This window comes from Psychrobacillus sp. FJAT-21963, from assembly GCF_001420585.1.
Lineage (GTDB): Bacteria > Bacillota > Bacilli > Bacillales_A > Planococcaceae > Psychrobacillus.
In genome coordinates, this window is record NZ_LJIY01000001.1 from 1,186,185 (window position 1) to 1,209,842 (window position 23,658).

Consider the following 23,658-nt stretch of genomic DNA (forward strand, 5'->3'; position numbering starts at 1 on the left):
CCACTTTCATGCTAGTCTTACACCATTTTGTAAAATAAGATAGGACGATAGGCTAACAATAACGACATTACCACTTACATTAGGAAACAATATAAAAAACCATTTAAAAGATAGGTTCTAAATGGTTTCTTTATATATTAATTCTGTTTAGTGTTCTTATTTAACTTTGTCTTATCTAAATTTATGATGACATTTCCCTTCTTGTGACCTTTCTCGACATACCTATGTGCCTCAACTATGTCTTCAAGTGGATAGGTTCGGTCAATGACCACTTTTAATTTCCCTTCCTCCACGAGTTCTTTGAGGTAGTTTAGAGCTTCGGAAGTTTCAGGTGAATTTTGGCTTAATATTATTTTCTTGTTACTAGTTAATTTAGTCCATAACATTCGTGCACTTGGTAACGGTTCATTAATATTTATATAAGTGCCAACCTTCTTTAAAGATTTCATACATGCTGAGAAAGAAGTCTTGTTTACAGCTTCAAAGATAACATCATAAGTCTCTCTATCACTCGAAAAATCTTCCGACGTATAATCAATTACCTGATCAGCTCCCAAAGATTTTACCCATTCTAAATTTGCTGTACTGCATACCGCTGTAACATGTGCTCCTAGGTACTTGGCAATCTGTACAACATAACTTCCTACACTTCCTGAAGCTCCATAGACAAGGACCTTTTGTCCGCGTTGAATGTTAGCTTTTCTAAGAAAAAACAAGGCTGTACGTGCACCAATTGGAATAGCTGCAGCTTCCTCAAAAGTTATATTGGAGGGTTTAAGACTTACTGGTCCACTTTCTGAGAGACACTTATACTCAGCATAAGCACCAAAACCCTCTAGAGATGCTGCAAAAACATGGTCACCCTCCTTAAACAGTGTGACATCTTTACCTACTGACTCAACTTCACCAGCTAATTCCATTCCCAATATAAATTTTTTGGGACCTTTAAAACCAAGCGCTATCCGAGCAAACAGCCAAAAAGAAAGAGGAACCTTGAAACTCCGTGCCCGAATATCTGCCATTGTTACGGTTGTCGCTTTTACTTTTACCAGTATTTCATTTTCCTTTGGAATAGGTTTTTCTACTTCTTCCAATTGAAGAACATCAGGCGAACCGTACTTCTTGTACACAATAGCTTTCATTTTGTCTCCTCCAATTCATTGATACACGGATAAATAAGAAAAATGGTGGCGGAACTCATCCTTATTCTATTGCTTTCAAAGTTCCAAACTCTGATAGCCTGTAAAACCGCTTTCCTTTAGGCTGACCTCATTGGAGCTGGGAAACACTGGCTGATTCCGTAGTGGTTAGAGGGGGTTGACCTTTTTCGAACAGTCCATTCGGCTAAAGCTAGCTTTATCACCCATCCCGCACCATTCAATACAGCTCGGCTGAGTTCACTCGGCGGATCGCTCTCAGCTATAGATTAGTGGAGCTGGAAGCTTCTATGCTAGGAATGGATTTCGATGCATTCTCTCGTCGTTCAGACCAGAGCGCGTATCCCAACCAGGCCAGACCTATCCCAAGCGGTACCGCCGCTATCCGGTCGAGCGGGTGTGGGAGCAGTGAAACCACGATGGCCGATACTGGCCCTCCAGAGGCAAACAAGCCTGTCGCCCAGCGCGGTAGGATACCGGCGCGGAGCATCGCCAAACCAAACAGCGGTCCTCCGATCATATACAGTACCCCTACTAGCGTATAAACACCTGCGAGAGCCCCAAGGTTCACCTCGCCGGTAGACCCACTGGCGAGTGCCAAGAAAGTCTCAACGACCCTTGGTGCCTCGGTCAGCAACATTGGCGAGATAAATGCTTCAGTGAAGTTAAAGCCCAATGTGAGTGCATAAAAGAGGCTAAACATGAGATAGCCGATCAGACCAAGCCAACCAGCCTCTTCCACTTGCCTAGCGTAGATCCCCGCAATGCCGAGCATGCCGAAGAGGCACATGACGATGCTCAAGTAGTGGACGATTGCCCATCTTTCGGTGGTGACTGACGAAAGAATATCAGCTGGATGGATAATCTGAATGACTATGAAAAGGCACCCTGCCAGCATAGCTGCTAAACCTGCCCATTGGATGAGTTTTGAGGTTGTAATCTTCATTTTGTTCTCCTTTGATTTAGTTATTTGTCGAACCACTGCGGTCTTGCGATTGGCGTTCATGAGTTTTATCCTTTGTCGAATGATTGTTCTTGGTTTGGATATTAGCTACCAACACTTTCACCTGTTTAAGTTCAATTTGATTGACCGAAAACAATGGCAAGGCAAGATCACGCACTATCCTCAGTAAGCCATGTAGCGCAGACTGATCAACCACAGGGCCTGAAAGAATGGTTGTTCCGTCACTTTCGTAGATAAAACTTAGGCCAGCAAATTTGTCCATCCACCGGGGATTCAAGTGTCCCTTAAGGCAAATTTCATAAAATTTAGATTCGCGGTGATCCTCCGTTAATGCTTTTTGATTCATTCATTATTCACCTGCTTTCTCTGAATGTAATCCCATAATGTTGTATGTTTCCTTTCAAAATCTAGGTTACACGTTGAAGTGGTGAGTTGGCATCACTACATGTGGTGATTGGTGTGGTGATTTATCTATTGGAGGGTGTGAGAATAGAAAAAGCCTCGGCAGATTCGATAAAACCTGCCGAAGCGTGGATGTTAGTTAATACTTGCTAGAACAAATCGAGTTCCTCGGCCCTTCGTACTGCTGCCCGACGATTGTTCACCTCAAGCTTGCTATAAATGTTCTTTGTGTGAGTACGCAAGGTGTTCAAGGACACTATAAGTTGTCGTGCTATATCCGGTCCACTTAAGTCAGTTCTAAGCAACCTTAGAACTTCATGTTCACGTTCACTCAGTGGTTCACTTAATACTTGTTTGGAAGGCGTTCTATCCTGCTTCTGACCAAAGGCTGCAAGTAGTTGGTGAGCATAATTCGGTGCTATCCCGTGTTTCACTGCCACTTCTAGCAATTCCGCCATAGGCTGACCTTCGTCTAAGAAAATCCGGACATAACCCTCTGGTTCAGCTTGGGTTAGGACGCGGTCCAGTGGCACAAGCGCGGCAGGGATGTCGCCTTGGAAATAGTAAGATAGTGCCTGCAACACTAGTATTTCATTCGAGCTTCCCGTTCTCCCACCCTCCTCTGCTGCTTCGAGAAGACGCTTAAGAAGTCTCATCGCCTCATGCAAAGCGCGGTCTGAACGATCTCTCGTAAACCGAGCTAAAAACAATCTTGCCAGTGTGATATGCTCGAATTCGCGCATGTAAGTAAGTTCATCTTGGCCAGATAGGCCCTGCTCCCGTGCCCAGTCGAGGGCTTCAACAAACCTACCCTGTTTTAACCATACCCGTGTCTTTACTGCCCCTATAGGTCGTACATTTGGAAAAAAATCACTTACATACAGTTCCTCTGCCTCAAGGAGCAACTCAAGAGCGCCTTCAAGATCTCCTTTGGCCTCAAGTATTCGAGCCATTGCAACACGCCAACGATGCTGATTTGGTGGAAACCCGGTCCGCTCACCCTCCTCCTTACTTCTAAGCAGATGCTGCGTGGCGGCATCCAGTTCGTTATACTCACAGTAGAGCTCACTCATTCCCACGTACATGTTTGCGGTTCCACGCGGTACAGGCTCACCATGTTCCTTCGCAAACCGCAATCCCTGCTCATAGGAACGAATTGCTGATCGAAGTCGCCCTTGAGCAATTCGTATATTAGCAAGTGCGAGTGAGCCCTCGATTGCGTCCGAGATCGCCCCGGACAGCCTTACACTAGCCATGCCATCTGCAAATGTCCTGTGCGCTGCCTCAAGATACCCGCTAGTCCATAATGCGAGTCCAAGGAGCCCAGCCGCTGCCCCGTACCGAAGATGGTCGTCCTCATGCACAAGCTCGAGCACACGTCGAGCATATTTTATAGTAGCGTCTACGTCACCGAGCGCCTGTGCATGCGCAGCACGGTACACGGCTATCGTACTCTGTAGGCCACGAAATTCCTCCTCATTGATGATAATCATCCCAACTAAGGCGTTAGGCTGCTGGTTTGTTGTCGCCTCTAGCCACCGTTCGGCAGATTTTAGACGGTCCTCAACGTCTTTGAGCTCACCACCAGCCAGCAAAGCCCAGGCATACACTACGCTGAGTACAGGTCTACAGTTTACCAGTTCATCAGGAAGAGCCTTCATCCATCCCAACACCGCAACACCCTGTCTATTTCTACGCATTTCTGGCCAAGCTAGCTCAAGAAGGTCTGCTGTCCGGGCAAAATCCTTTGCCGCCAGCCCATGGCGGATTGCATCTGCCTCAAAGCCATGCTGCTCATACCACATACTCGCACGCCGATGCAGGATAACTACCTGATCGGGTTGATCCTCTCTTAAATGCGCATAGAGAACCTCGGCAAAGAGGTGATGATAGCGATACCATTGACGCCTGTCATCCAGAGAAACAACAAAAAAGTTGCCGCGCTCCAAGGCATCCAACCGCGCGTTGCCATCGTCCTGGCCAGTAACGACATCACACAGAGGGCCATGCAACCGATCAAGAATAGAGGTTTGAACTAAGAAGCTCCGAACATGGTCAGGCTGACGCTGAAGAACCTCTTCGACCAAATAGTCTAATATGTACCGATTGTCTCCAGTAAAAGCCCTTATAAACGCGGAAGTATCATTACGCCCCTGCATCGAGAGTGCTGCCAACTGGAGTCCTGTAATCCATCCTTCCGTACGTGTTTCTAATGCAGTAATTTCTTCTGTCGAGAGACTAAGGCCCATCATTTCATTTAGGAACACCGCTGCTTCACCGGATGTAAAACGTAGGTCTGTGGCACGCAACTCGGTCAAATGTCCCTGGGCACGTAACCTGCCCAGCGGAAGCCGTGGATTTTCACGCGTGGCAATGACAAGGTGTATCTGTGGAGGTAGATGCTCAAGCAGGAAGATAAAGGCATCGTCTATCCACTTTGAATCAATAACATGATAGTCGTCAAGAACGAGTACGAATTTGTAAGAAATAGCTGAAATTTCATTGAGAAAAGCCGTCAAAATAGACTCCGTTGACGGCATCTGTGGGGAGTTGAGCAAACCAACTACGCCTTCTCCCATATTCTCATCAATCGACTGTAATGCAGCTACAAGATGAGTAAAAAAACGTATAGAGTTGTCATCTCCTTCGTCCAGCGACAGCCATGCGACAGGACGCTCACAATTGGCAATCCACTCGGTGACCAACGTAGTCTTGCCAAAGCCAGCTGAGGCTGAGATAAGCGTCAGCTTGCGATCCAAACCACTGTTCAGCCGCTCGATTAGGCGCGGTCGGAGGACAATATTAGTCCGTGGCAAAGGGATATATAGTTTAGTAGTTAAAATCGGAATATTCATACATTGATGATAACACGAAAAAAAACTTCAGCCCACAATATTTCAACATAATTGATTGCCGCATCCGATGACTTTATATCTATAACTTCAAACTTAATTTTTTACCATTGCAAGATACGTCAACAAAAGCATTTTGCTATTCAGGCTAGTTGCTTTAGTTGTTTGTGGAATTGTAATCACGGAACTAATCAACCAATAGCTCGAAAGACTAACACTAATTTAGGTTGCTATATCATGAAGCCCTTGCCATTACTTGAATATCCTTATGCGTCCTCTGTTTTTGGAAAATGCATATAGTACATGCTATACTTATAAGGATTTATTTGAAAAAGGAGTGTTTTGAATGGCGAAAAAAGGATATATTTTAATGGATTCAGGCGAAAAGATCGAATTTGATTTATTCCCAAATGAAGCACCAAACACAGTAGCAAACTTTGAAGAGTTAGCAAACAGCGGATTTTATAACGGAGTAGTTTTCCACCGTGTTATTCCTGGCTTTGTAAGTCAAGGTGGAGACCCAACTGGTACAGGCATGGGCGGTAGTGGCAAAACGATTAAATGTGAAACAGCTGGCAACCCTCATAAACATGAAGCTGGAAGCCTATCTATGGCACATGCAGGAAAAGATACTGGCTCTAGCCAATTCTTCATCGTGCATGAACCACAACCACATCTAAATGGTGTTCACACTGTTTTCGGTAAAGTAACGAGCGGTCTTGAAGTAGCAAAAGCTATGTCAAATGGCGCTAAAATGGAAAAAGTAGAAGTATTCGACGCAGAATAATCATCTTGGAGCTCCCTTTTAAGGGGGCTTCTTTTTTGACATTTCGCTTATTCTAACTAAAGCTCAGGATTTTCCAACTTAAGAGCTATTTTTTCCAACTAAGCATACTAAATTTCCAACTAACTAAAAAAGCCGCTCCGCAATAATGTGGAGACGACCTTTTAACCTATAAATTAAGTACAATGACGAGAATAAGAACAAACGGTAATAAAAAAATGATCCAACTTGCTGGACGACCAAAGTTTAGTGTCCACCCAACCCCAAAGCGTTTTTCTGCTAAAATGCTTGGGTCCTCCGGATTAAAATACAAAATTCCACCTTTCCAGTATCGGTCTTCATCAACCGCTGTAATAGAATGCTCTAAATTAGGGCTATCTTCTTTCACTTTAATACGCGAACCACTTTGACCAACTTTAACTGTATATATGAGTACTCCAAGTAATACTACGACTAAAAAAGTAATTGGTAATGCAAACATAACCCAAGCAGAAGATATGTCCGGATGGATAGTTTGCAAATGCGTGTATCCCATCATCAAAGTCACGCTTATAGAGACGAATAGTGCAAACCAACTTGTGTATTTTCGGAATTCTAACTGCTGTGCAAGTGACGTTTTTTTGTTCGCGGGATTAATCTTAGATCCTGAAAACCTCATTCCTTCGCTCATCATAAGGAACATACCTTGCATGATGAGGAGTAAAAGAAGCGTCGCAACGGAACTAAAATATGTTTTTTCACTAAAATCATCTGGCTGTCCATTTGGTCCCCAATGGGTCGGAATCATATCTGGCATTTCAGGATATTTAATAAATGTATAAATAATAAGTCCAATTGTCACAATCATTGGGACAATAAAAACAGCTCTTGGTATTAGCTTCAGCTTATCTTGAAATCTTAAATCTACCACGCGTACTTCACTTTTACCAGATAGCCACTTTTGTTGCTCTTTTAGTTTTTTTACTCGTAAATGCATCATAAAATAGTAGCCAATACTTATAAAAAGCATGGCAAATTGAACGCCTACACCGATCAAGGCCAATGTATCTTCTGCAGGATTTTGTGTTAATGACCAATATAGGTACCCTGCTAAAATAACCAATCCTATTAGCAGAACAACACGTGTATACTTATTTTTCAAACGAATTACTGTTTTTTCTTTCGTATATTGCTCTGGTACATACACACCAAAAGCTTCTGTTTGCTTTAAAAACTTTGGCATAAATGCTTGTAATACCGTTGTAAATAATAGAATAAATGCGAATAACAAAATAATCATGGTTTTCCCTCCTTAATGTCTTGAACGAGCTCATGTAACATCTTTACCATTTCTTCTTCGGAAAGCTTTAGTACTAATCCTTCTGCAAGTAGTGGTCTCATTTGTTCTTTGAGTTGTTGTTTTTCTATTTCAGATGCTTGTGAAATTCCATTGGGGTGAATAAATACACCCGACTTTGCGACAATTTGTATAAATTCTTTTTCTTCTAAGTAATGATATGCTTTATTGACCGTGTGCATATTCATACCCAGATCAGATGCGAAAGCTCGGACAGATGGTAATGAATCACCAGGCTTTAACTCTCCTCGTACAATACCTTCAATTAATTGATGTGCTAGTTGTAAATAGATTGGCACGGATGAATTTGTCTTTATTTCTATAAACATGATGCTACCTCCTATTTACCATTGTTCTATTCTTAGTATAACACAGTTGTTATATATATAATAGAGCAAAATGTTTTTTAAACAAAATAATTTATACATACAAAAAACCTACTTTCCGAAGAGAGTAGGTTTGTTATTTATATTCCAGATTACCCTATTGATTAAGAAATTGTCGTCCCGTTTCATAGTACGTTACCTTTTCACTCTCAGGTACCATACCTCCACCAGTAGCCCAGACTATATGAGTAGCGTTCTGTAAGTTAGCTCCATGTGTTGCTAGCTGAATAGGACCGGTCATACCCGCAAGAGCAGATGGTTCAAGCTGAATTTTTTCTGTATCGACTAATAATGCAAGAAGCTGATGCATGGTTCTATCACTTATTGTATAACTACCTTCTATAAGTCGTTCTAATGTCTTTCCAACAAATCCTGATGGACGGCCTACCGCAAGCCCGTCCGCAGCAGTTTTATTATCCAATCCAATATCATGAACGGAGATATTTTCATGTAATCCTGTCATTAAACCAAGTAGCATGCATGGGGAGTGTGTAGGTTCGGCGAAAAAACAATGAACGTGGTCTCCAAATAGAAGCTTCAAGCCAAATGCAACGCCTCCTGGACCTCCTCCAACACCGCATGGTAAATAAACGTATAACGGATTGGTTTCATCTACCACTTTTCCTAATTGCTCTAATTGTTTCTTTAATCTATTTGCCGCGACTGCATATCCTACAAATAAGTCGATGGAGTTTTCATCGTCGATAAAAAAGCAATTTGGGTCTTGTTCTGCTTGCTTTCTTCCTTCTTTTACAGCCAAACTATAATCGGCAGCATATTCAATGACCTCTACTCCTTTTTCTCTTAGCAGGTCCTTTTTCCATTGCTTTGCATCACTCGACATATGCACGGTTACTCGGAAACCTAGCTTTGCACTCATTATTCCAATGCTTAGACCTAAGTTTCCTGTTGATCCAACAGCAATTGAGTATTCTGAGAAAAACTTTTTAAATGCATCATTAGCAAGAACTCCATAATCGTCCTTTGGCGTTAATAAGCCTTTCCGAATTGCAAGTGTCTCTGCAATTTTAAGCACTTCATAAATGCCTCCTCTAGCCTTAATGGAACCAGAAATGGGCAGGGCATTATCACATTTTAATAAAAGCTCTCCAGTAAAGTCAGTTTGAAATAATTCCTTTAAAGCGGATGCCATTTCAGGAATAGCAACAAGTGGTGACTCAATAATCCCATTCGCTTTTGCTGTTTCTGGAAAAGCAATTTGTAAATAAGGAGCAAATCGTTCTAGTCGATCACTTGCATCCTGTACCATCTCACTTGTTACTTTTATGTTAGGAAGTGCTTCAGACGTCTTTGTTTGATTCGGATTGAACCAAATGACCTCCTCTGTATTTTGCATTTCCTTAATCAAAGGAAATTTCTCTATCAATTGTTGTGTATTCATAGTTGTAAACCCTCTCTATTCCAAGCTCAGTACATGCGTTATATCAGGCGAACGATCTTCAAATGCAAAACCATTTGCTCGATAAAAAGCATCTGCCTTTGCGGATTCTGTTTTAGTAGTAATCTCTTTAAACTGTCCTTTTGCATTTTCTGCAATCACTTTACATAGCTCACTTCCGATACCTTTTCGACGGTGTTCTGGTAGGGTGTAGAAGCGAAGCAATCGAGCGGATTGCTCTTCAGAGCTTTTTATACTTTGTCTTAGCCCGCCGATTGCTACTATCTCCCCGTCTTCCCATACCCCATAAATGGCCTCTCCTTGTTCGGTGAATCTTCTCGTACCATCTTCATATTTACTTGCTAGTCTAGATACGAATCGATATCCTTCTTTTTCGCTTTCTTGAATTAGTTTGGTTACGTCGACTTCTTTCAAATCTGAAATTCTCTTCACTTCGATTGCCATTACGTCTCCCCCATTCAATTGTTTATAAATATAAAACGAACTCTAGATACCTTTCGCTATCACAAGACGAATTCCCTCTATTCTAATAGTATATACCCCAAACCTCATCCTTTATTACAGGGTTGTTACTGGTGCCAGGCACCAGTAACAACCCTGTAACAATCATCCAGTAAATCATCCAGTAGCATTTCAACAATAAAGAATCCCACGCTTTGAGGGTGCGTGGGATTTGGATTGTTATTATACTGTTTCTTCAATCGCAGCTAGTCTTGCTTCTACTTCTTCTTCTGATAAATTGTGTTCTACGATGTAGCGGTTACGTGGGTGCACTCGGCACTCATGTGAACAGCTGCGTAGGTATTTATGTTCGTTTTCTTCCGAACATAAAATTTTGTCATTACAATCTGGGTTTGCACAGTTAACATAGCGTTCACATGGCTCACCAGTGAAATGATCTTTCCCAACAACAACGTGTTCTACTTGATTGATTGGAACAGCAATACGCTCGTCGAATACGTACATTTGTCCATCCCATAGCTGACCGCGAACTTCTGGATCTTTCCCGTAAGTTGCGATACCACCGTGTAGTTGACCTACGTCTTCGAAACCTTCGCGTACTAACCAACCAGAGAATTTTTCACATCTAATTCCGCCAGTGCAATACGTAAGAACTTTTTTACCTTCGAACATTTCCTTATTGTCACGAATCCATTCAGGTAAATCGCGGAAATTGCGAATTTCTGGACGAATTGCTCCACGGAAATGCCCTAAATCAAATTCATAATCATTACGAGCATCGATTACTACTGTATCTTCCGCTTGCATTTGCTCAAAAAATTCTTTAGGAGATAAATATTTACCTGTTAATTTATTCGGGTTAATATCTTCTTCTAATCCTAAATGTACAATTTCCTTTTTAGGTCGAACGTGCATTTTTTTGAATGCATGTCCTTCTGCTTCATCTATTTTAAACACCATGTCCGCAAAACGTTCATCCGCTTTCATCATGTTCATGTAAGCATCGGTTTGCTCTATTGTTCCCGAGCATGTTCCGTTAATTCCTTCATTTGATACTAAAATACGCCCTTTTAACCCAATTTCCTTACAAGCAGCAAGGTGTTCTTGTGCAAATGTTACTGGATCTTCAATTGGGACATATTTATAGTAAAGTAATACTCTGTATGCATGTGTGTCCATTTTTTACTCCACCTTTTCTAAAATTTGTCCATTCGTTTTAATATATCAAAAAAATGGGTTTTTGTTAAATAAATTGTTTTCTTTGTATTATCAAAAAACAAACAAGTTTGCAATAAATACTTCTTGTTTGTCTTTATAAACAATAGTATAAATATACGTTTCTTTAATTGACATCTATTGTTTTTTCCTGAAAGAAGGTTTTTTATGCAGAGACTTCCTGTGATTCTTACACTCTTCTTGTTAATAGCCGCTTGTGGCATAAGTGAAATTAGTAAAGCTCCTTTACCTGTAGAGGAACCCATCCTCATTGCTCATCGAGGAGCATCCGCATATACTCCTGAACATACGATTCTTGCCTATGAAGCAGCAAAACAGGCAGGGGCTACTTATATTGAAATAGACTTGCAAATGACAAAAGATGGAGTATTGGTTGCCATGCATGATGAGAAAGTAGATCGCACTACAGATGGAAATGGGTTTGTAAAAGAATACACTTTAGAAGAATTAAAACAATTAAATGCAGGACAATCGTTTAATCGTACCTATCCAGACCTAGCAAATAAACAATTTGAAAATTTAGAGGTGCCTACATTAGAGGAAATCTTTTTGCATTTTGGAGATGATGTGAATTATTACATAGAAATGAAATCACCAGGGATTTATGTTGGGATGGAAGCAAAACTGCTTGCATTGCTAAAACAATATAAGCTGATTCATGTAAATGAAGGATTACCTAAAGTTATTATTGAATCCTTTAATGAGGATAGCTTAACAAAAGTCCATCAGCTTGAACCGAGGCTTCCTCTTATTAAGTTATATAGTTTCAAGGAGGAAGCTGCTGCTCTTTCGGTCCAAGAGTATAATCGCTTACGTTCTTATGCAAGTGGTATTGGAGCTAATCTTAACTCTGTGACGACAGATTTTATTCAAGAAGTCCAACAAAATGGCCTTCAAATTTATCTATATACGATTGTAAACGAAGTAGAAATGAAACAAGCACTAAACCTAAAACCAAACGGAATCTTCGTCAATAATCCTAATTTAGGAATTAGAATAAAAGATGAATTTGATTAGGTATTATTTATTTAACACATGTGCACATAGTCTGTTGAAACTTGCCTCAAATTTTTCATTATCTTCTTTTTGACGCTTTTTTGGCCCCTTTAAGCGTCCTCCCGCTTGTCTAATTTTCTTTGAGATGTGGCGGCTGTTTAATAGCTGATCAATATTTTCAGGTGTATACCAGCGACCATTTTGATCAATTGCAAAGCCTTGTTTTGCTAATACCATTGCCGCAAGGCCGTAATCCTGTGTAACAACGATATCTCCCTTGTTCACTTTATTCACTAATACAAAATCGACCGCATCTGCACCTTTTGATACCATGATTGTTTCTGCTCCTTCTCTTTGCATATAATGAGCAGTATCACACAGCAGTGTTACCTTTAAATCAAATTTCCTTGCTATATCAATTGTTAGATCTACTACCGGGCATCCATCTGCGTCTACTAAAACACTTACCATCCTACGCACCTCTTTTACCATTCGATATTTCCTCATTGTATACCATTTTATAAAAAAACGCCCAATGCTTATTGGGCGTTTTATTTATCGTATTCCCCTAAAATCTCAACGGCTTTTTCGGTGACGGATGTATCTACCGCCTTATCGAAGTCAACATCCCCATCTATTGCACCGTTTGCTTTATATGCATCATACTGTTTTTTCACATCATCTAAAAACATTTTTCCATCTGGATCAAGACCAGTTACAAATACTTTTTCCCAAAGGGCTGGATCTTTTAAGGATGTATGCTGTGTCATAATATCAATTATTTCTGCTTTTCCTTCTCCCTTAACGAATGCATCATTATAATCTCGAACTCCTTTTAAATAAGCTGCCATGAATCGTAGTGATACATCTTTTTCCTCATTCATGAACTGTGGTGATCCAAGTACCATGGCAATTTGAGATTCCGGTGCGTAATCTGTTGCATCTCCAAAACGTTCGTGGAATCCATTTTCAATTCCTTGTGCAATAAGTGGCTCAATTTGAAGTGCAGCATCTATCGAACCATTTTCAATTGCCCCTAACATACTTCCAAAGTCTGCAAGTAATACAAATTCCACATCATCTGGTGTAAGTCCTGCATGCTTTAGCATTTCCAAATATATATATTCATCAATCGAATTTTTAGAGGATATTGCAATTCGCTTGCCTTTAAAGTCTTTATATTCCTTGATTTCATCTTTCATATGATTACCAATTACAAATGTAAAGTACGATTTCCCTGGTACATTATGCCCTTTATCTGCAATGATCTTTACGTCTATTCCTTGTGCAATAGCATTGAAGAACGACGCAGTTGATACTCCTCCTGCAATATCTACATCACCAGATGCAAGGGCTGGTAACATTTCATCACTGTTAGCAAACTGTGCAAATTCTACTTCAATATTATAGTCTTCAAAGTATCCTTTTTCTTTTGCAATATAAAAGCCTGCTCCAGATGCTGCTCCATCCTCGGCAATAATAACTTTTACTTTCTCTTCTAATGGTGCCAAGTCACCTGATGGATTATTTTTATCTACTTCATCATTCACTCCATCTCCACTATCTTTTCCATTAGAAGAACACGCACCTAACAAAAGAATTATCGATGCGAGTAGTATCAACCAACGTTTTTTCACAAACTTCCTCCCTTATCTTCTTGATTTTTGTACTTCCTGCTGCAAGTGATTCCATATATTAATAAACTGCTCTGCCATCTCTGCGTTTGCTCGCACTTGTTCCATCGTTCTAGGCCGTGGTACAGGTACTTTAATTTCATTGATAATTTCACCTGGATGAGCACTCATTAATACGATGCGATCGCTCAATAGCAAAGCTTCGTCAATACTATGCGTAATAAATAACACTGTTTTTTTCGTTTCAGACCATATCGATAGTAATTCTTCCTGTAAAATAAATTTGTTTTGCTCATCTAGTGCTGCAAAAGGTTCATCCATCAGTAAAATTTCTGGATCGTTCGCAAATGCTCTGGCAATGCTAATCCGTTGTTTCATTCCCCCAGAAATTTCTTTTGGATACAGCTTGGAAAAATTAGTTAATCCTACTTTTTCTAAATAATAATTTGTTTGTTTTTGTACAAAATCCTTCGGTAAATTTCTCATGTTAAGTCCGAAGGCAACATTCTCTTTCACTGTTAACCAAGGAATTACACCTTTTTCTTGAAAAACCATTGATTGTAGAGGCCTTTCTCCTGAATCAGACACAATTTTGAAAGAGCCAGAGCTTGGTGATTCTAATCCAGCCAATATTCTTAATAATGTTGTCTTGCCACAGCCACTCGGCCCAACCAAACAGACAAATTCTCCCTCTTCTATTTGAAGCGATACATTTTTAACCGCTGTTACACTGTTATCTTTTTTATAAAAAACTTTTGTTAAATTCTCTATCGATATTTTAATAGGATTACTCAACAACTCACCTCCATGGGACAATCTTCTTTTGTAGCCCACGTAAGAAGAGGGAAAATAGAAAACCAAAAAATGAAATGAGCACTAACCCAACAAACATCTCTTTTAGCATGAATGCCTTATAAGAGGTCCATATTAAATACCCAATTCCTGATGTAGCTCCCATCATTTCCGCTGCCACTATTGTGAGCAGTGCAATTGCCTGCCCCATCTGAATACCTTCTAGCATGACAGGAAGTGCACCGGGAAAAGCTATTTTGAAGAAAAAGTCTTTCGGACTTGCTCCGTAATTTTTGGCAACATCTAAATGCACCTTTTCTATGTTGATTACTCCCGCTACTGTATTGATAACAACTGGGAAAAATACGCTACCTGCAATCGTTACTACTTTTGAAAAATCTCCAATCCCAAAGAGAATAATTATAATAGGAAGTAGTGCTAGCGTAGGTATTGGCATAAAAGCCATTATAATCGGGGAGATAAAATGACGGATAGGTGCATATAATCCCATAAGCAATCCGATAACGATTCCTGGAATCACACCTAATAAAAAGCCTGCTGCAATTCTATATAGGGAGACCGATATATGCGTCCATAATAGTCCACTCGTTGCCAAATCGAAAAATGTAGACATAATTGCAGACGGAGGAGGGAAAAACCGAATATCAAGTATTCCCGTTCGAGAACAAACTTCCCATAGAAATAAAATAAGGATAGGAGAGATAATCGTAAGTAGTTGCTTTGCTCTTTCTTTTACTTGTTGTTTCTTCCATTCTTGTTGTTCCGTTTCATAAGGATCGTATTGGACGACCTCTTTTTCATCGCGCATTTTTCACCACCTCTTGTAAAAATAATATGTTAAATCGGGTAAATGTGTGATAGCCAACAATTCTCATTGACTACAATCACATAATTTGGTAGATTTATAAATATTTTAAGAGGAGGAATAAAAATTGGCATCGAAAGAATTAAGATCAAATAGAGAATTGATTTATTTTATACTTAGCATCATTTTTAGTGTTTTTATATACATATTTGCTATCGCTTCTCTATTTGGAATTGCTATTTTACTTGTAATTTTGGTCATTCTACTATATGCAAATGCTATTATGCTAGGTTCCATCCGTGGGAATGGAATACGAATAAGTGAGAAGCAATTCCCTGATGTTTATGAGCGTGTTGTACAATTAAGCTCTAAGATGAATATTAAAAAGGTCCCCGATGTATTTGTCATCCATTCAGAAGGTGCATTCAATGCATTTGCAACGAGATTTCTTGGTAGAAACATGGTAGTCATTTATTCAGAAGTATTTGAGCTTGCTAGAGAAAAAGGAGAATCTGAATTAGATTTTATCCTTGCCCATGAGCTGTCTCATGTGAAACGTAGACATGTATGGAAAAATATTTTAATCATGCCTGCCCAGTTTATTCCCTATCTTTCACAAGCATACAGTCGTTCATGTGAGTATACATGTGATCGGGAAGCAGCTTATCATATTCAAAATGGTGAGGCAGCTAAGCAAGCACTTACAATTCTTGGGGTAGGGAAAAAATTATATAAAGAAGTAAACGAAGATGCTTATTTAGAACAAATCCATACAGAATCGAATGTAGCTGTTTGGTTAAGTGAGGTACTTTCTAGTCACCCGCTACTTCCAAAAAGAATTCAAGCAGTAGGAAAATTTATGCAAGTCAATGGAACACCTTCGTATTACTCTAATTCCACCAAAATAGCATTAGGTATTGGAGCGTTAGTTGCCATTTTCTTTGCAGTTTATATCGGAGTTATCGCTCTTGTAACTGCCGGGACATTCACGTATGCAAACTTATTTTCCGGAAGCACTTTAGGCGAAACATTTACAGATGATTCTTTTTCCTATAGTGACTACTCTCAAACTCCTTTAATGCAAGCAGTTATAGATGCTGATACAGAAACTGTCAATCAGCTCATTGAAGAAGGTGTGAATTTAGAAGAACAAGATTCTGAGGAAACAACGGCACTTCTTCTTGCGATCTATGAGGGTAATGATGATATTGCCGAAATATTGTTACAGGCAGGAGCAGACCCGAACACTGCTGATTTGTATTCCAATGCATTAACCGCTTCTATAAATTATGAAAACTATTATATGGCATCCGTACTTTATGAATATGGTGCTGATCCAACGGAATTAGACCCTGAGGGATACTCAGCATTTGACATGCTAGGTGTTAACAATGAAGAAGAATTTTTAGAAATAATTTATAACTATTAACTGCTTTTTAAGGACATATATAAATTAAGAAAAGTGCAACCGAATTTTTAAAAGCATACTTGCTTTCAAACTTTTCCAGAATGTTTTGCAGACTTTGGCTATAACATTACCGTGTCAATTTTTAGAGGGGAGGGTCGTGACTAGTGTCACTACCCTCCCCTCTTTTTTCGGTAATCCTGTGGCGTTCTTCTGTCCGTCGCTCTCTTGCAACTTTTGGAAACTACATACTACTGTTTTGGATAACTAAAGAATAGTTGTTTTCTTATTCATATTGCAAGCTCTCGAAGATGTATTTCGATCGCTATCCGTCTTCTCTACTTGGTGGATACTTACTATTTTTCTGAAATTCCGCTGATAACAATATATTTCCCATGGTATTAATCCTTTTCTTTGGAATATTGATTAATTTTTCCTATGATAGACTAATGTCAGTTAATATTACGAACACTAGATTTATATTAGTTCAATGTCATTTACTTCCCCATCTTTGAACAAAAGTGAGTCTTATGAATGGACTCACCTCAGATTGTAGACATAAGGCAGTTAGTTAATTGGCCTCATTCGTTATTTTGATTTTTGTTGTCATCATTTTCTATTAACTCAAGATTATTATTCCTGAGTATATAGAAAATAATAAGGTAGCATTTTATTGGTTTGGAGAAGCGTCTGCTCGACTCCTGCGGGAAAAGCGAGACAGACGAGACCCTGCAGAAGCGTAGCGACGAAGCGGCTCGGCGCTCGCCCGCGGAAAGCGAGCAGTAAGCTTCGGATAACCTTTCCTCTTCTATAAAAAAAGGTGTGTCCACGCGTAGGACTCACCTTTCTTCATAATGAAAATAAAAAGTAGTATTTTTTTATTAGTTGGAGAAGTGTCTGCTCGACTCCTGCGGGAAAAGCGAGACAGACGAGACCCTGCAGAAGCGCAGCGACGAAGCGGCTCGGCCTCGCCCGCGGAAAGCGAGCAGTAAGCTTCGGATAACCTTTCCTCTTCTATATAAAAAAGGTGAGTCCACGCGTAGGACTCACCTTTTTTATAACAACTATTTAATAACAAATCTAGTTCTACTATAACCCTCTTTTAGCTTCTCTACTTCTAATATTGCAGGTATTGCTGCCTTTAGTTCAGCAACATGTGAAATCACGCCGATCATCCGACCTGATTTTTGTAAATCAATTAATGTATCAATTGCTTTGTTAAGGGATTCTTCGTCTAAGGAGCCAAATCCTTCATCAATAAACATCGTATCAATACGAATACTACCTTGGAAACTTTGGATAATGTCTGCCATGCCTAAAGCCAAGCATAGCGATGCATTGAATTTTTCGCCACCTGATAGCGTCTTTACATCTCTTGTTTGTCCTGTATAAGCATCATATACATCTAATCCAAGCCCACTTTGCTTACCGTGTGTTTCTTGTCTTTCGCTTCTGATCAAGTAATACTGACCACCGGATAAATGCTTTAGCCGTTCATTAGCAGCCTGTACAATTTGCTCCAAATATTCAATTAGCACATATCGCTCAAATGAAACTTTAGACTGATTTTGTCCCCTAAGCACATCATATAAGTCTACAATACGTCCTAACTGTTGCTCCAGCTTCGTAATCCGAGAGCTTGCGGTGTTAATCTTTTGCTCTATTTCTAGGCCAGCTTTTGCGTATTCCTTCGAACTATTAAGGATATTTAATGCTTCTTCATATGCAATCTTAAGTGTAACTAACTCTTCTTCTAACGGCGCTAGCTCTACTTTTATTTTGTTTGCAAGCTGCTCCCGACTTTCTTTTACTTGTTCCGTAAATGTATGAAGTGCTTGTGTATATGCATTACACTGATCCCTTAAGATTTGTCTTTCTGATTCAGAAAGTTTCGCCACCGTATACAATTCGATTGTCTCAAAGCCAGCTTTAGCTAAACCTTCATTCATCTGAACATTGGCCTTATCTCTTTTTTCTTTTGCTTCATGGAGTGAATTGGAAGCATGTCCTACAGCAAGCTGGGCTTTAGTGAATGCTTCAACTGCAAGTTGTTTCTGATTTTGTATTTGAGCCCAGGAATTTTCTAATTGTTCCTTATACTTGGTTGCTTCCTTTATTTGCTCTGTAAGCTCCTGCAAGTTGGAAATGTATGATGGAATAGATGCTTTTTTGGAATCATACACTGCTTTTGCTTGCTCATACATGCCTTTTTGTTGTTGATAGGTAACTTCGGCACTTATTTTATCTTGCTCTAACTTCTCAACCTTTTGAACACTCGCCTTATAAGGATTTCGTAAAACTGCCAGCTTTTCTTTTTCTTGTCGGAGACTTACAATTTCTAATTCTAGTAGTTCCACATCTTTTGCTAGTTTTGGTGCTTCAGGAATAGTAAGTTGAAGTTCTTCTAATTGCTTCTGCATTTTCAAATAATTTTCTTCGGCAGTTTCTCTTTTTGCACGAACCGTCCAAAACTGTGATTCTTGCTTACCTAACTGGTCTTTTAAGTTTTGCAATTCATCTTGATTTACAGCTTCATCATGTACTTCTGTACGTAACACTTTATGTTCCGTACTTCCACAAACTGGGCAAGCTTCTCCTTCCACGAGCTTCGATGCAAGCGTACTTGCTTGGTTACTTAACCACTTACTTTCTTCTTCCTTATATGCTTCTTGCAAATCTAAGAAAAGCTGTTTTTGGATATTTTCCTCTTTTGTTAGATCCAGAAAAAGTTGTTCACCTTTTATAAAGTCTTGCAACATACTATTATTTGTTTGCAATTTCGTTAGCCGTTGCACTTCATAGTCTAGTGGTTCTACAAGCGCTTCTAGCTTTTCTATTTCTTTTTTAAGCGAAGCGAATACTTCTTTTTCTTCGAGAAATAGATTTGTCATAGCAGTCACTTGACCGCTTAGTTCATTCATACGATTTTGGTAATTAAGTATCTCGTTTCCCTTAGATTCGAGCTCCTCTAACAAAGGCATAAATGAATTTAAACGAATAAGTGCTTCCACACTTTTTTCACGTTCTTCTTTTTTATTTGCTTCTAACGTATACTCAATTTCTACTTGTTTTACGTTTTCTTCTGCTTCCAAAATCTCTAGTTTAGCTAATTCTAATAGCTTCGATTTCTTATCAACTTCTTGCTCTGAGTCCCTAAAGTAAGTTTCCATATGTTCAATAGAACTTGCCCTCTCAGCTGCTTCTAATCGATATTGCTTGTCTGCATACTCTTCTGACTGGTTTTGTAAGTTTTTAAGGCTTTGTTCTTTTGCTTCAAGCTCTACAAATCTATCATTTACTGCTTTTGCTTCGTAGTAATCGTTCTGTTTGTTTGCGTGTTTTTCACATGCTTCTCTGTATATCGTCTCGTCTAGTTGAACTTTCTTTTCATAATAGTTGATTTCTTCTTTTAAAGCTTCCACTAGCTGAACAATGTTAAAATTACCCGAATCGATTAGTTGAAAAATGCTTGAATCTCGAGTTGGGAATGAAGCTACGATTTGTTCCGTATAGCTGTTTCGAGCTAATTCTTCTTTTTTCAATTCTGCTTCTGCTAGTAGTTTTTTCTCTTTTAGTTTCTCACTTATCATTTTGTATGGCTCTGTTTTAAAGATTTTACGTAATATAGCTTCCTTGTTTTCTGTTTGGGAAGTAAGTAACTTCCTAAACTCCCCTTGAGGTAGCATAACTATTTGACTGAATTGATCCTGTGTTAGTCCAATAATATCTTCTACCTTTTTATTGATTTCTGACACAATTTGACGGTCAACAACAGGAACTTCAACCGTTTCGTTCACTTCAAAAAATTCGTAGCGTTCACCAGTTGCGCTTTTATTTCCTTTTTTTACATGTGGAAGCTGCCGCAATATCCGATATGTACGTTGATGCATTTCAAATGTTAATTCCACGGAAGTATGTGTATCATCTGTTGCAAAATCACTGCGCATGATTTTCGTATCACGACGATCCTCTCCGCTTCCTAATCCATATAATGCAAAGCATATTCCATCGAATATAGTAGTTTTTCCTGCTCCTGTAGCTCCGGAGATAACAAAAAGATGATTGTTCTGCAGCTCATTAAAATCTATCGTTTCGGTCGATTTATATGGACCAAATGCGGTCATTTTTAGCTGAAGCGGCTTCATACTTTGATCCCCCCTTCACGTTCCTCTATCATTAAGCCTTCTAATATTTCCTTGAATAAGTTTTCTGTTTCATCAGATGGCTCTTTTCCACTTACTTCGGTATAAAAAGATTGAAACAGAGTAAAATCGTCTGTTTTTCGACGACTTACTTGTTCTTTTTCATTCGTGGTGTTTGACTTAAAACCTTTTCTTTCAACATGCATCGCATTTGGATAAACGGTTCTAATCTGTTCCATTGGAGATAAAATAGGTGTTTCATCGAGTAATTTTACAAATACAAAGTCTTGGCTCACCGGATGATGCAAAATATCTTGCATATAGCCCTCTATTGTTCTCATATCACGATTTGGAACTAGTAAACGTTTTTCTAACGTAACCTTACCTTGTTGGTCTAACTCGACAATAAAATAGCCTTTTTTATGGTGTTCCTCTGATATCGAATATTTTAATGGAGAGCCTGCATATTGTATTGTTTCATTTAATACATAATGGGCTTGATGAAGATGGCCAAGTGCCGTGTAGCAAAAGTTTTTAAAAAGCGTAGCATCCACATATTCAGCCCCTCCAATTGCCAGTGGGCGTTCTGAATCACTCGTATTCTCTTCTTGCTGCCCACGTGCAGTGACAAATGCATGTCCAACAAACACATGCCTTTTCGTTAAGTCTAGCGTTTTATCAATTTCTTCTACAATTCTCCTCATAGCTTCCTGATGATTAGTTACCGTGTCATCATCAAATAAATGTCGCACTTGAGAAGGGTCAGCATATGGTATTAGATGAAAATGTACTTCTCCATATTCATCATTCAGAATGACAGATTTTAGTTCTTCAGTTAATTGGCCTACTATATATAATCCCGAATCTTTCATTAGCTTACTGCCAAAGTTTAGTCGAGATGGACTATCATGATTTCCAGCAATACTTAATACAGGTGTTTTTCGTTTTAAAACTATCTCCGCTAGCAGTTCATCTAGTAAATTTACTGCCTCCATAGGAGGAACCGCCCGATCATATAAATCACCTGAAATTATTACAGCGTCTGGTTTCTCTATATCAATAGCTTCTATCAATTGATGTATAACAAATCGTTGTTCTTCCGTCATATATATACCTTGCACTAATTTGCCTAAATGCCAATCTGCTGTATGAAAAAATTTCAAAAGAAAAACCTCCTCTTCTAAGTCTATTTTAACATCAATAATTAAAAGAAATGTTTGGTAATAATTAAAAACTAATGAAACCGATTACTTGGCATGTTATGATGAAATTCGGGAGGGATGCTTATGTCATCAGAAGCTTGGCAACTAACAGCCATAATTATTTATATGATCGCAATGCTTGTCATCGGATGGTATTCTTACAGAAAAACTGCAAATTTAACGGATTATATGCTCGGCGGGCGTTCACTTGGTCCTGCTGTAACTGCATTAAGTGCCGGGGCTGCAGATATGTCCGGTTGGTTATTAATGGGATTACCTGGAGCTATTTATCTTTCAGGTATGGGTGAGGCATGGATTGCAATCGGACTAACGATTGGTGCTTATTTAAACTGGTTATTTGTTGCACCAAGACTACGTGTTTACACACAAGTGTCAAATGATTCCATTACAATTCCAAGTTATTTAGAAAGTCGTTTAAAACAATCTTCTCGTTTATTACGTATTGCATCAGGTCTGATTATATTACTATTTTTCACGTTCTACGTTTCTTCTGGAATGGTAGCCGGAGGAGTATTCTTTGAAAGCTCTTTTGGTCTTGATTATCATACGGGACTATTAGTAGTTTCAGCTGTTGTTGTAGCGTATACACTTTTCGGAGGATTTTTAGCTGTTAGTTATACCGATTTCCTTCAAGGACTATTAATGTTCCTTGCATTAATATTAGTACCTGTTTTTGGTGTATTTTTGACCGGAGGATTAGGTGAGACGGTTGAATCTATTAAATCTGTAAATCCAAATCACCTTAGTCTTTTCGCGGGAACTACTTTAGTAGGTGGTATTTCTGCAGTTGCATGGGGTCTTGGCTATTTTGGACAACCGCATATAATTGTTCGCTTTATGGCAATTAATTCTGTAAAAGAAACTAAACAAGCTCGTCGAATCGGTATTGGTTGGATGATATTAAGTTTAGTTGGAGCGATGGCTACAGCATTAGTAGGCGTAGCATACTTTGAACAAAATCCGAATGCTGACCTAACTAGTCCTGAAGCAGTATTCATCGCACTAGGACAAATTGTCTTCCATCCATTTATTGGAGGACTTGTACTTGCAGCAGTTCTAGCAGCAGTTATGAGTACGATTTCTTCACAATTGATCGTTACGTCGTCTGCATTAATTGAAGACTTATACAAGGCTATCATTAAAACGGACGCATCTGACCGAACTTATGTGAATTATGGACGTATTGCTGTACTTGTTGTTTCTATCGTAGCTGCAATTCTTGCTTGGGGAGAAAATGAAACAATCTTAAAGCTTGTATCATTTGCATGGGCAGGTTTTGGTGCATCATTTGGTCCCGTTATTTTACTGTCACTTTACTGGAGAAAAATCACCTCAGCTGGTGCTTTAGCCGGTATGGTGGTTGGTGCAATTACAGTAGTTATTTGGGGATCCGTAGATGCCCTAACAAGTGCATTATATGAGATTGTTCCTGGTTTCGTTCTAGCTCTTATTGTAACAGTGGTAGTAAGCTTAATGACTTACAAACCAAATGCTGAAATTGATAAAGAATTTGATGAGACAATACGTTTATTGAAACGTGATCGCTAATAATATTAGTAAAAGCTGGCCGAATTTTTTCGGTCAGTTTTTTTTTCTTTTCATCCTTCTATATATATTCGCCTATATGACACTTGTCATGTT

General features: G+C 39.2%; 19 protein-coding genes. 4 read left to right on the top strand and 15 right to left on the bottom strand.

Annotation, left to right across the window (positions count from 1 at the left end):
• Positions 1-137: 137 nt before the first annotated feature.
• From AN959_RS05740 to AN959_RS05755, 4 genes are all read right to left on the bottom strand, one after another.
• A complete protein-coding gene (locus AN959_RS05740; RefSeq protein WP_056828992.1) occupies positions 138-1,142 on the bottom strand; it encodes an NAD(P)-dependent alcohol dehydrogenase in 1,005 nt (334 codons plus the stop codon).
• A gap of 277 nt (positions 1,143-1,419) precedes the next feature.
• Positions 1,420-2,103 carry a hypothetical protein gene (locus AN959_RS05745; protein WP_253278874.1) on the bottom strand — a complete coding sequence of 228 codons (684 nt, stop codon included), beginning with the start codon at positions 2,101-2,103 and terminating at the stop codon, positions 1,420-1,422.
• Positions 2,104-2,119: 16 nt separating this feature from the next.
• A complete protein-coding gene (locus tag AN959_RS05750) occupies positions 2,120-2,467 on the bottom strand; it encodes a hypothetical protein (RefSeq protein ID WP_216598630.1) in 348 nt (115 codons plus the stop codon).
• 205 nt (positions 2,468-2,672) lie between these two features.
• Complete coding sequence (locus AN959_RS05755) at positions 2,673-5,282, bottom strand: LuxR C-terminal-related transcriptional regulator (protein ID WP_216598631.1); 2,610 nt, start codon at positions 5,280-5,282, stop codon at positions 2,673-2,675.
• 439 nt (positions 5,283-5,721) lie between these two features.
• Between AN959_RS05755 and AN959_RS05760 the strand changes: the two genes are divergently transcribed.
• Positions 5,722-6,162 carry a peptidylprolyl isomerase gene (locus AN959_RS05760; RefSeq protein ID WP_053591028.1) on the top strand — a complete coding sequence of 147 codons (441 nt, stop codon included), beginning with the start codon at positions 5,722-5,724 and terminating at the stop codon, positions 6,160-6,162.
• Positions 6,163-6,328: 166 nt separating this feature from the next.
• On the opposite strand, the gene AN959_RS05765 is transcribed toward AN959_RS05760, so the two are convergent.
• The 5 genes from AN959_RS05765 to AN959_RS05785 form a co-directional block, all read right to left on the bottom strand.
• Complete coding sequence (locus tag AN959_RS05765; RefSeq protein WP_056828996.1) at positions 6,329-7,438, bottom strand: DUF1648 domain-containing protein; 1,110 nt, start codon at positions 7,436-7,438, stop codon at positions 6,329-6,331.
• Positions 7,435-7,824, bottom strand: coding sequence for a GntR family transcriptional regulator (locus tag AN959_RS05770; RefSeq protein ID WP_053591030.1), 390 nt, complete (start codon positions 7,822-7,824; stop codon positions 7,435-7,437). Before AN959_RS05770 ends, AN959_RS05765 begins: the two co-directional genes overlap by 4 nt.
• 154 nt (positions 7,825-7,978) lie before the next feature.
• Positions 7,979-9,283, bottom strand: a complete 1,305-nt coding sequence (locus AN959_RS05775; RefSeq protein WP_056828998.1) for a D-serine ammonia-lyase — start codon at positions 9,281-9,283, stop codon at positions 7,979-7,981.
• A 15-nt stretch (positions 9,284-9,298) separates the two neighbouring features.
• Entirely contained in the window at positions 9,299-9,745 is a 447-nt protein-coding gene (locus tag AN959_RS05780; RefSeq protein ID WP_056829000.1) for a GNAT family N-acetyltransferase, read from the bottom strand.
• Positions 9,746-9,985: 240 nt separating this feature from the next.
• The gene (locus AN959_RS05785) at positions 9,986-10,942 is read right to left on the bottom strand and encodes a rhodanese-related sulfurtransferase (RefSeq protein WP_056829002.1); all 957 of its coding nucleotides are present in this window, start codon (positions 10,940-10,942) and stop codon (positions 9,986-9,988) included.
• Between the two features lie 204 nt (positions 10,943-11,146).
• Between AN959_RS05785 and AN959_RS05790 the strand changes: the two genes are divergently transcribed.
• Positions 11,147-12,016 carry a glycerophosphodiester phosphodiesterase family protein gene (locus tag AN959_RS05790; RefSeq protein ID WP_056829007.1) on the top strand — a complete coding sequence of 290 codons (870 nt, stop codon included), beginning with the start codon at positions 11,147-11,149 and terminating at the stop codon, positions 12,014-12,016.
• Positions 12,017-12,019: 3 nt separating this feature from the next.
• Here AN959_RS05790 and AN959_RS05795 read toward each other — a convergent pair whose 3' ends face one another.
• The 4 genes from AN959_RS05795 to AN959_RS05810 all read right to left on the bottom strand — a co-directional run bounded on the left by AN959_RS05795 (position 12,020) and on the right by AN959_RS05810 (position 15,250).
• Positions 12,020-12,466, bottom strand: a complete 447-nt coding sequence (locus AN959_RS05795; protein WP_053591035.1) for a YaiI/YqxD family protein — start codon at positions 12,464-12,466, stop codon at positions 12,020-12,022.
• Between the two features lie 80 nt (positions 12,467-12,546).
• Complete coding sequence (locus AN959_RS05800) at positions 12,547-13,632, bottom strand: ABC transporter substrate-binding protein (protein WP_056829009.1); 1,086 nt, start codon at positions 13,630-13,632, stop codon at positions 12,547-12,549.
• Positions 13,633-13,644: 12 nt separating this feature from the next.
• Positions 13,645-14,424, bottom strand: coding sequence for an ABC transporter ATP-binding protein (locus AN959_RS05805; protein ID WP_056829011.1), 780 nt, complete (start codon positions 14,422-14,424; stop codon positions 13,645-13,647).
• Positions 14,425-14,428: 4 nt separating this feature from the next.
• Positions 14,429-15,250: an ABC transporter permease gene (locus tag AN959_RS05810; RefSeq protein WP_053591038.1), complete on the bottom strand. Its 822-nt coding sequence runs from the start codon at positions 15,248-15,250 to the stop codon at positions 14,429-14,431.
• 124 nt (positions 15,251-15,374) lie between these two features.
• Here AN959_RS05810 and AN959_RS05815 point away from each other — a divergent pair, with 124 nt between their 5' ends.
• Positions 15,375-16,676 (top strand): M48 family metallopeptidase, encoded by a 1,302-nt coding sequence (locus AN959_RS05815; protein WP_056829014.1) that lies wholly within the window; start codon positions 15,375-15,377, stop codon positions 16,674-16,676.
• 1,040 nt (positions 16,677-17,716) lie between these two features.
• Here AN959_RS05815 and AN959_RS05820 read toward each other — a convergent pair.
• Both AN959_RS05820 and AN959_RS05825 read right to left on the bottom strand, forming a co-directional pair.
• Positions 17,717-20,797, bottom strand: a complete 3,081-nt coding sequence (locus tag AN959_RS05820; protein ID WP_056829015.1) for an AAA family ATPase — start codon at positions 20,795-20,797, stop codon at positions 17,717-17,719.
• Positions 20,794-21,957 carry an exonuclease SbcCD subunit D gene (locus AN959_RS05825; protein ID WP_056829017.1) on the bottom strand — a complete coding sequence of 388 codons (1,164 nt, stop codon included), beginning with the start codon at positions 21,955-21,957 and terminating at the stop codon, positions 20,794-20,796. Before AN959_RS05825 ends, AN959_RS05820 begins: the two co-directional genes overlap by 4 nt.
• Before the next feature lie 123 nt (positions 21,958-22,080).
• Between AN959_RS05825 and putP the strand changes: the two genes are divergently transcribed.
• Positions 22,081-23,565, top strand: coding sequence for a sodium/proline symporter PutP (gene putP, locus AN959_RS05830; protein ID WP_056829018.1), 1,485 nt, complete (start codon positions 22,081-22,083; stop codon positions 23,563-23,565).
• Positions 23,566-23,658: the final 93 nt, after the last annotated feature.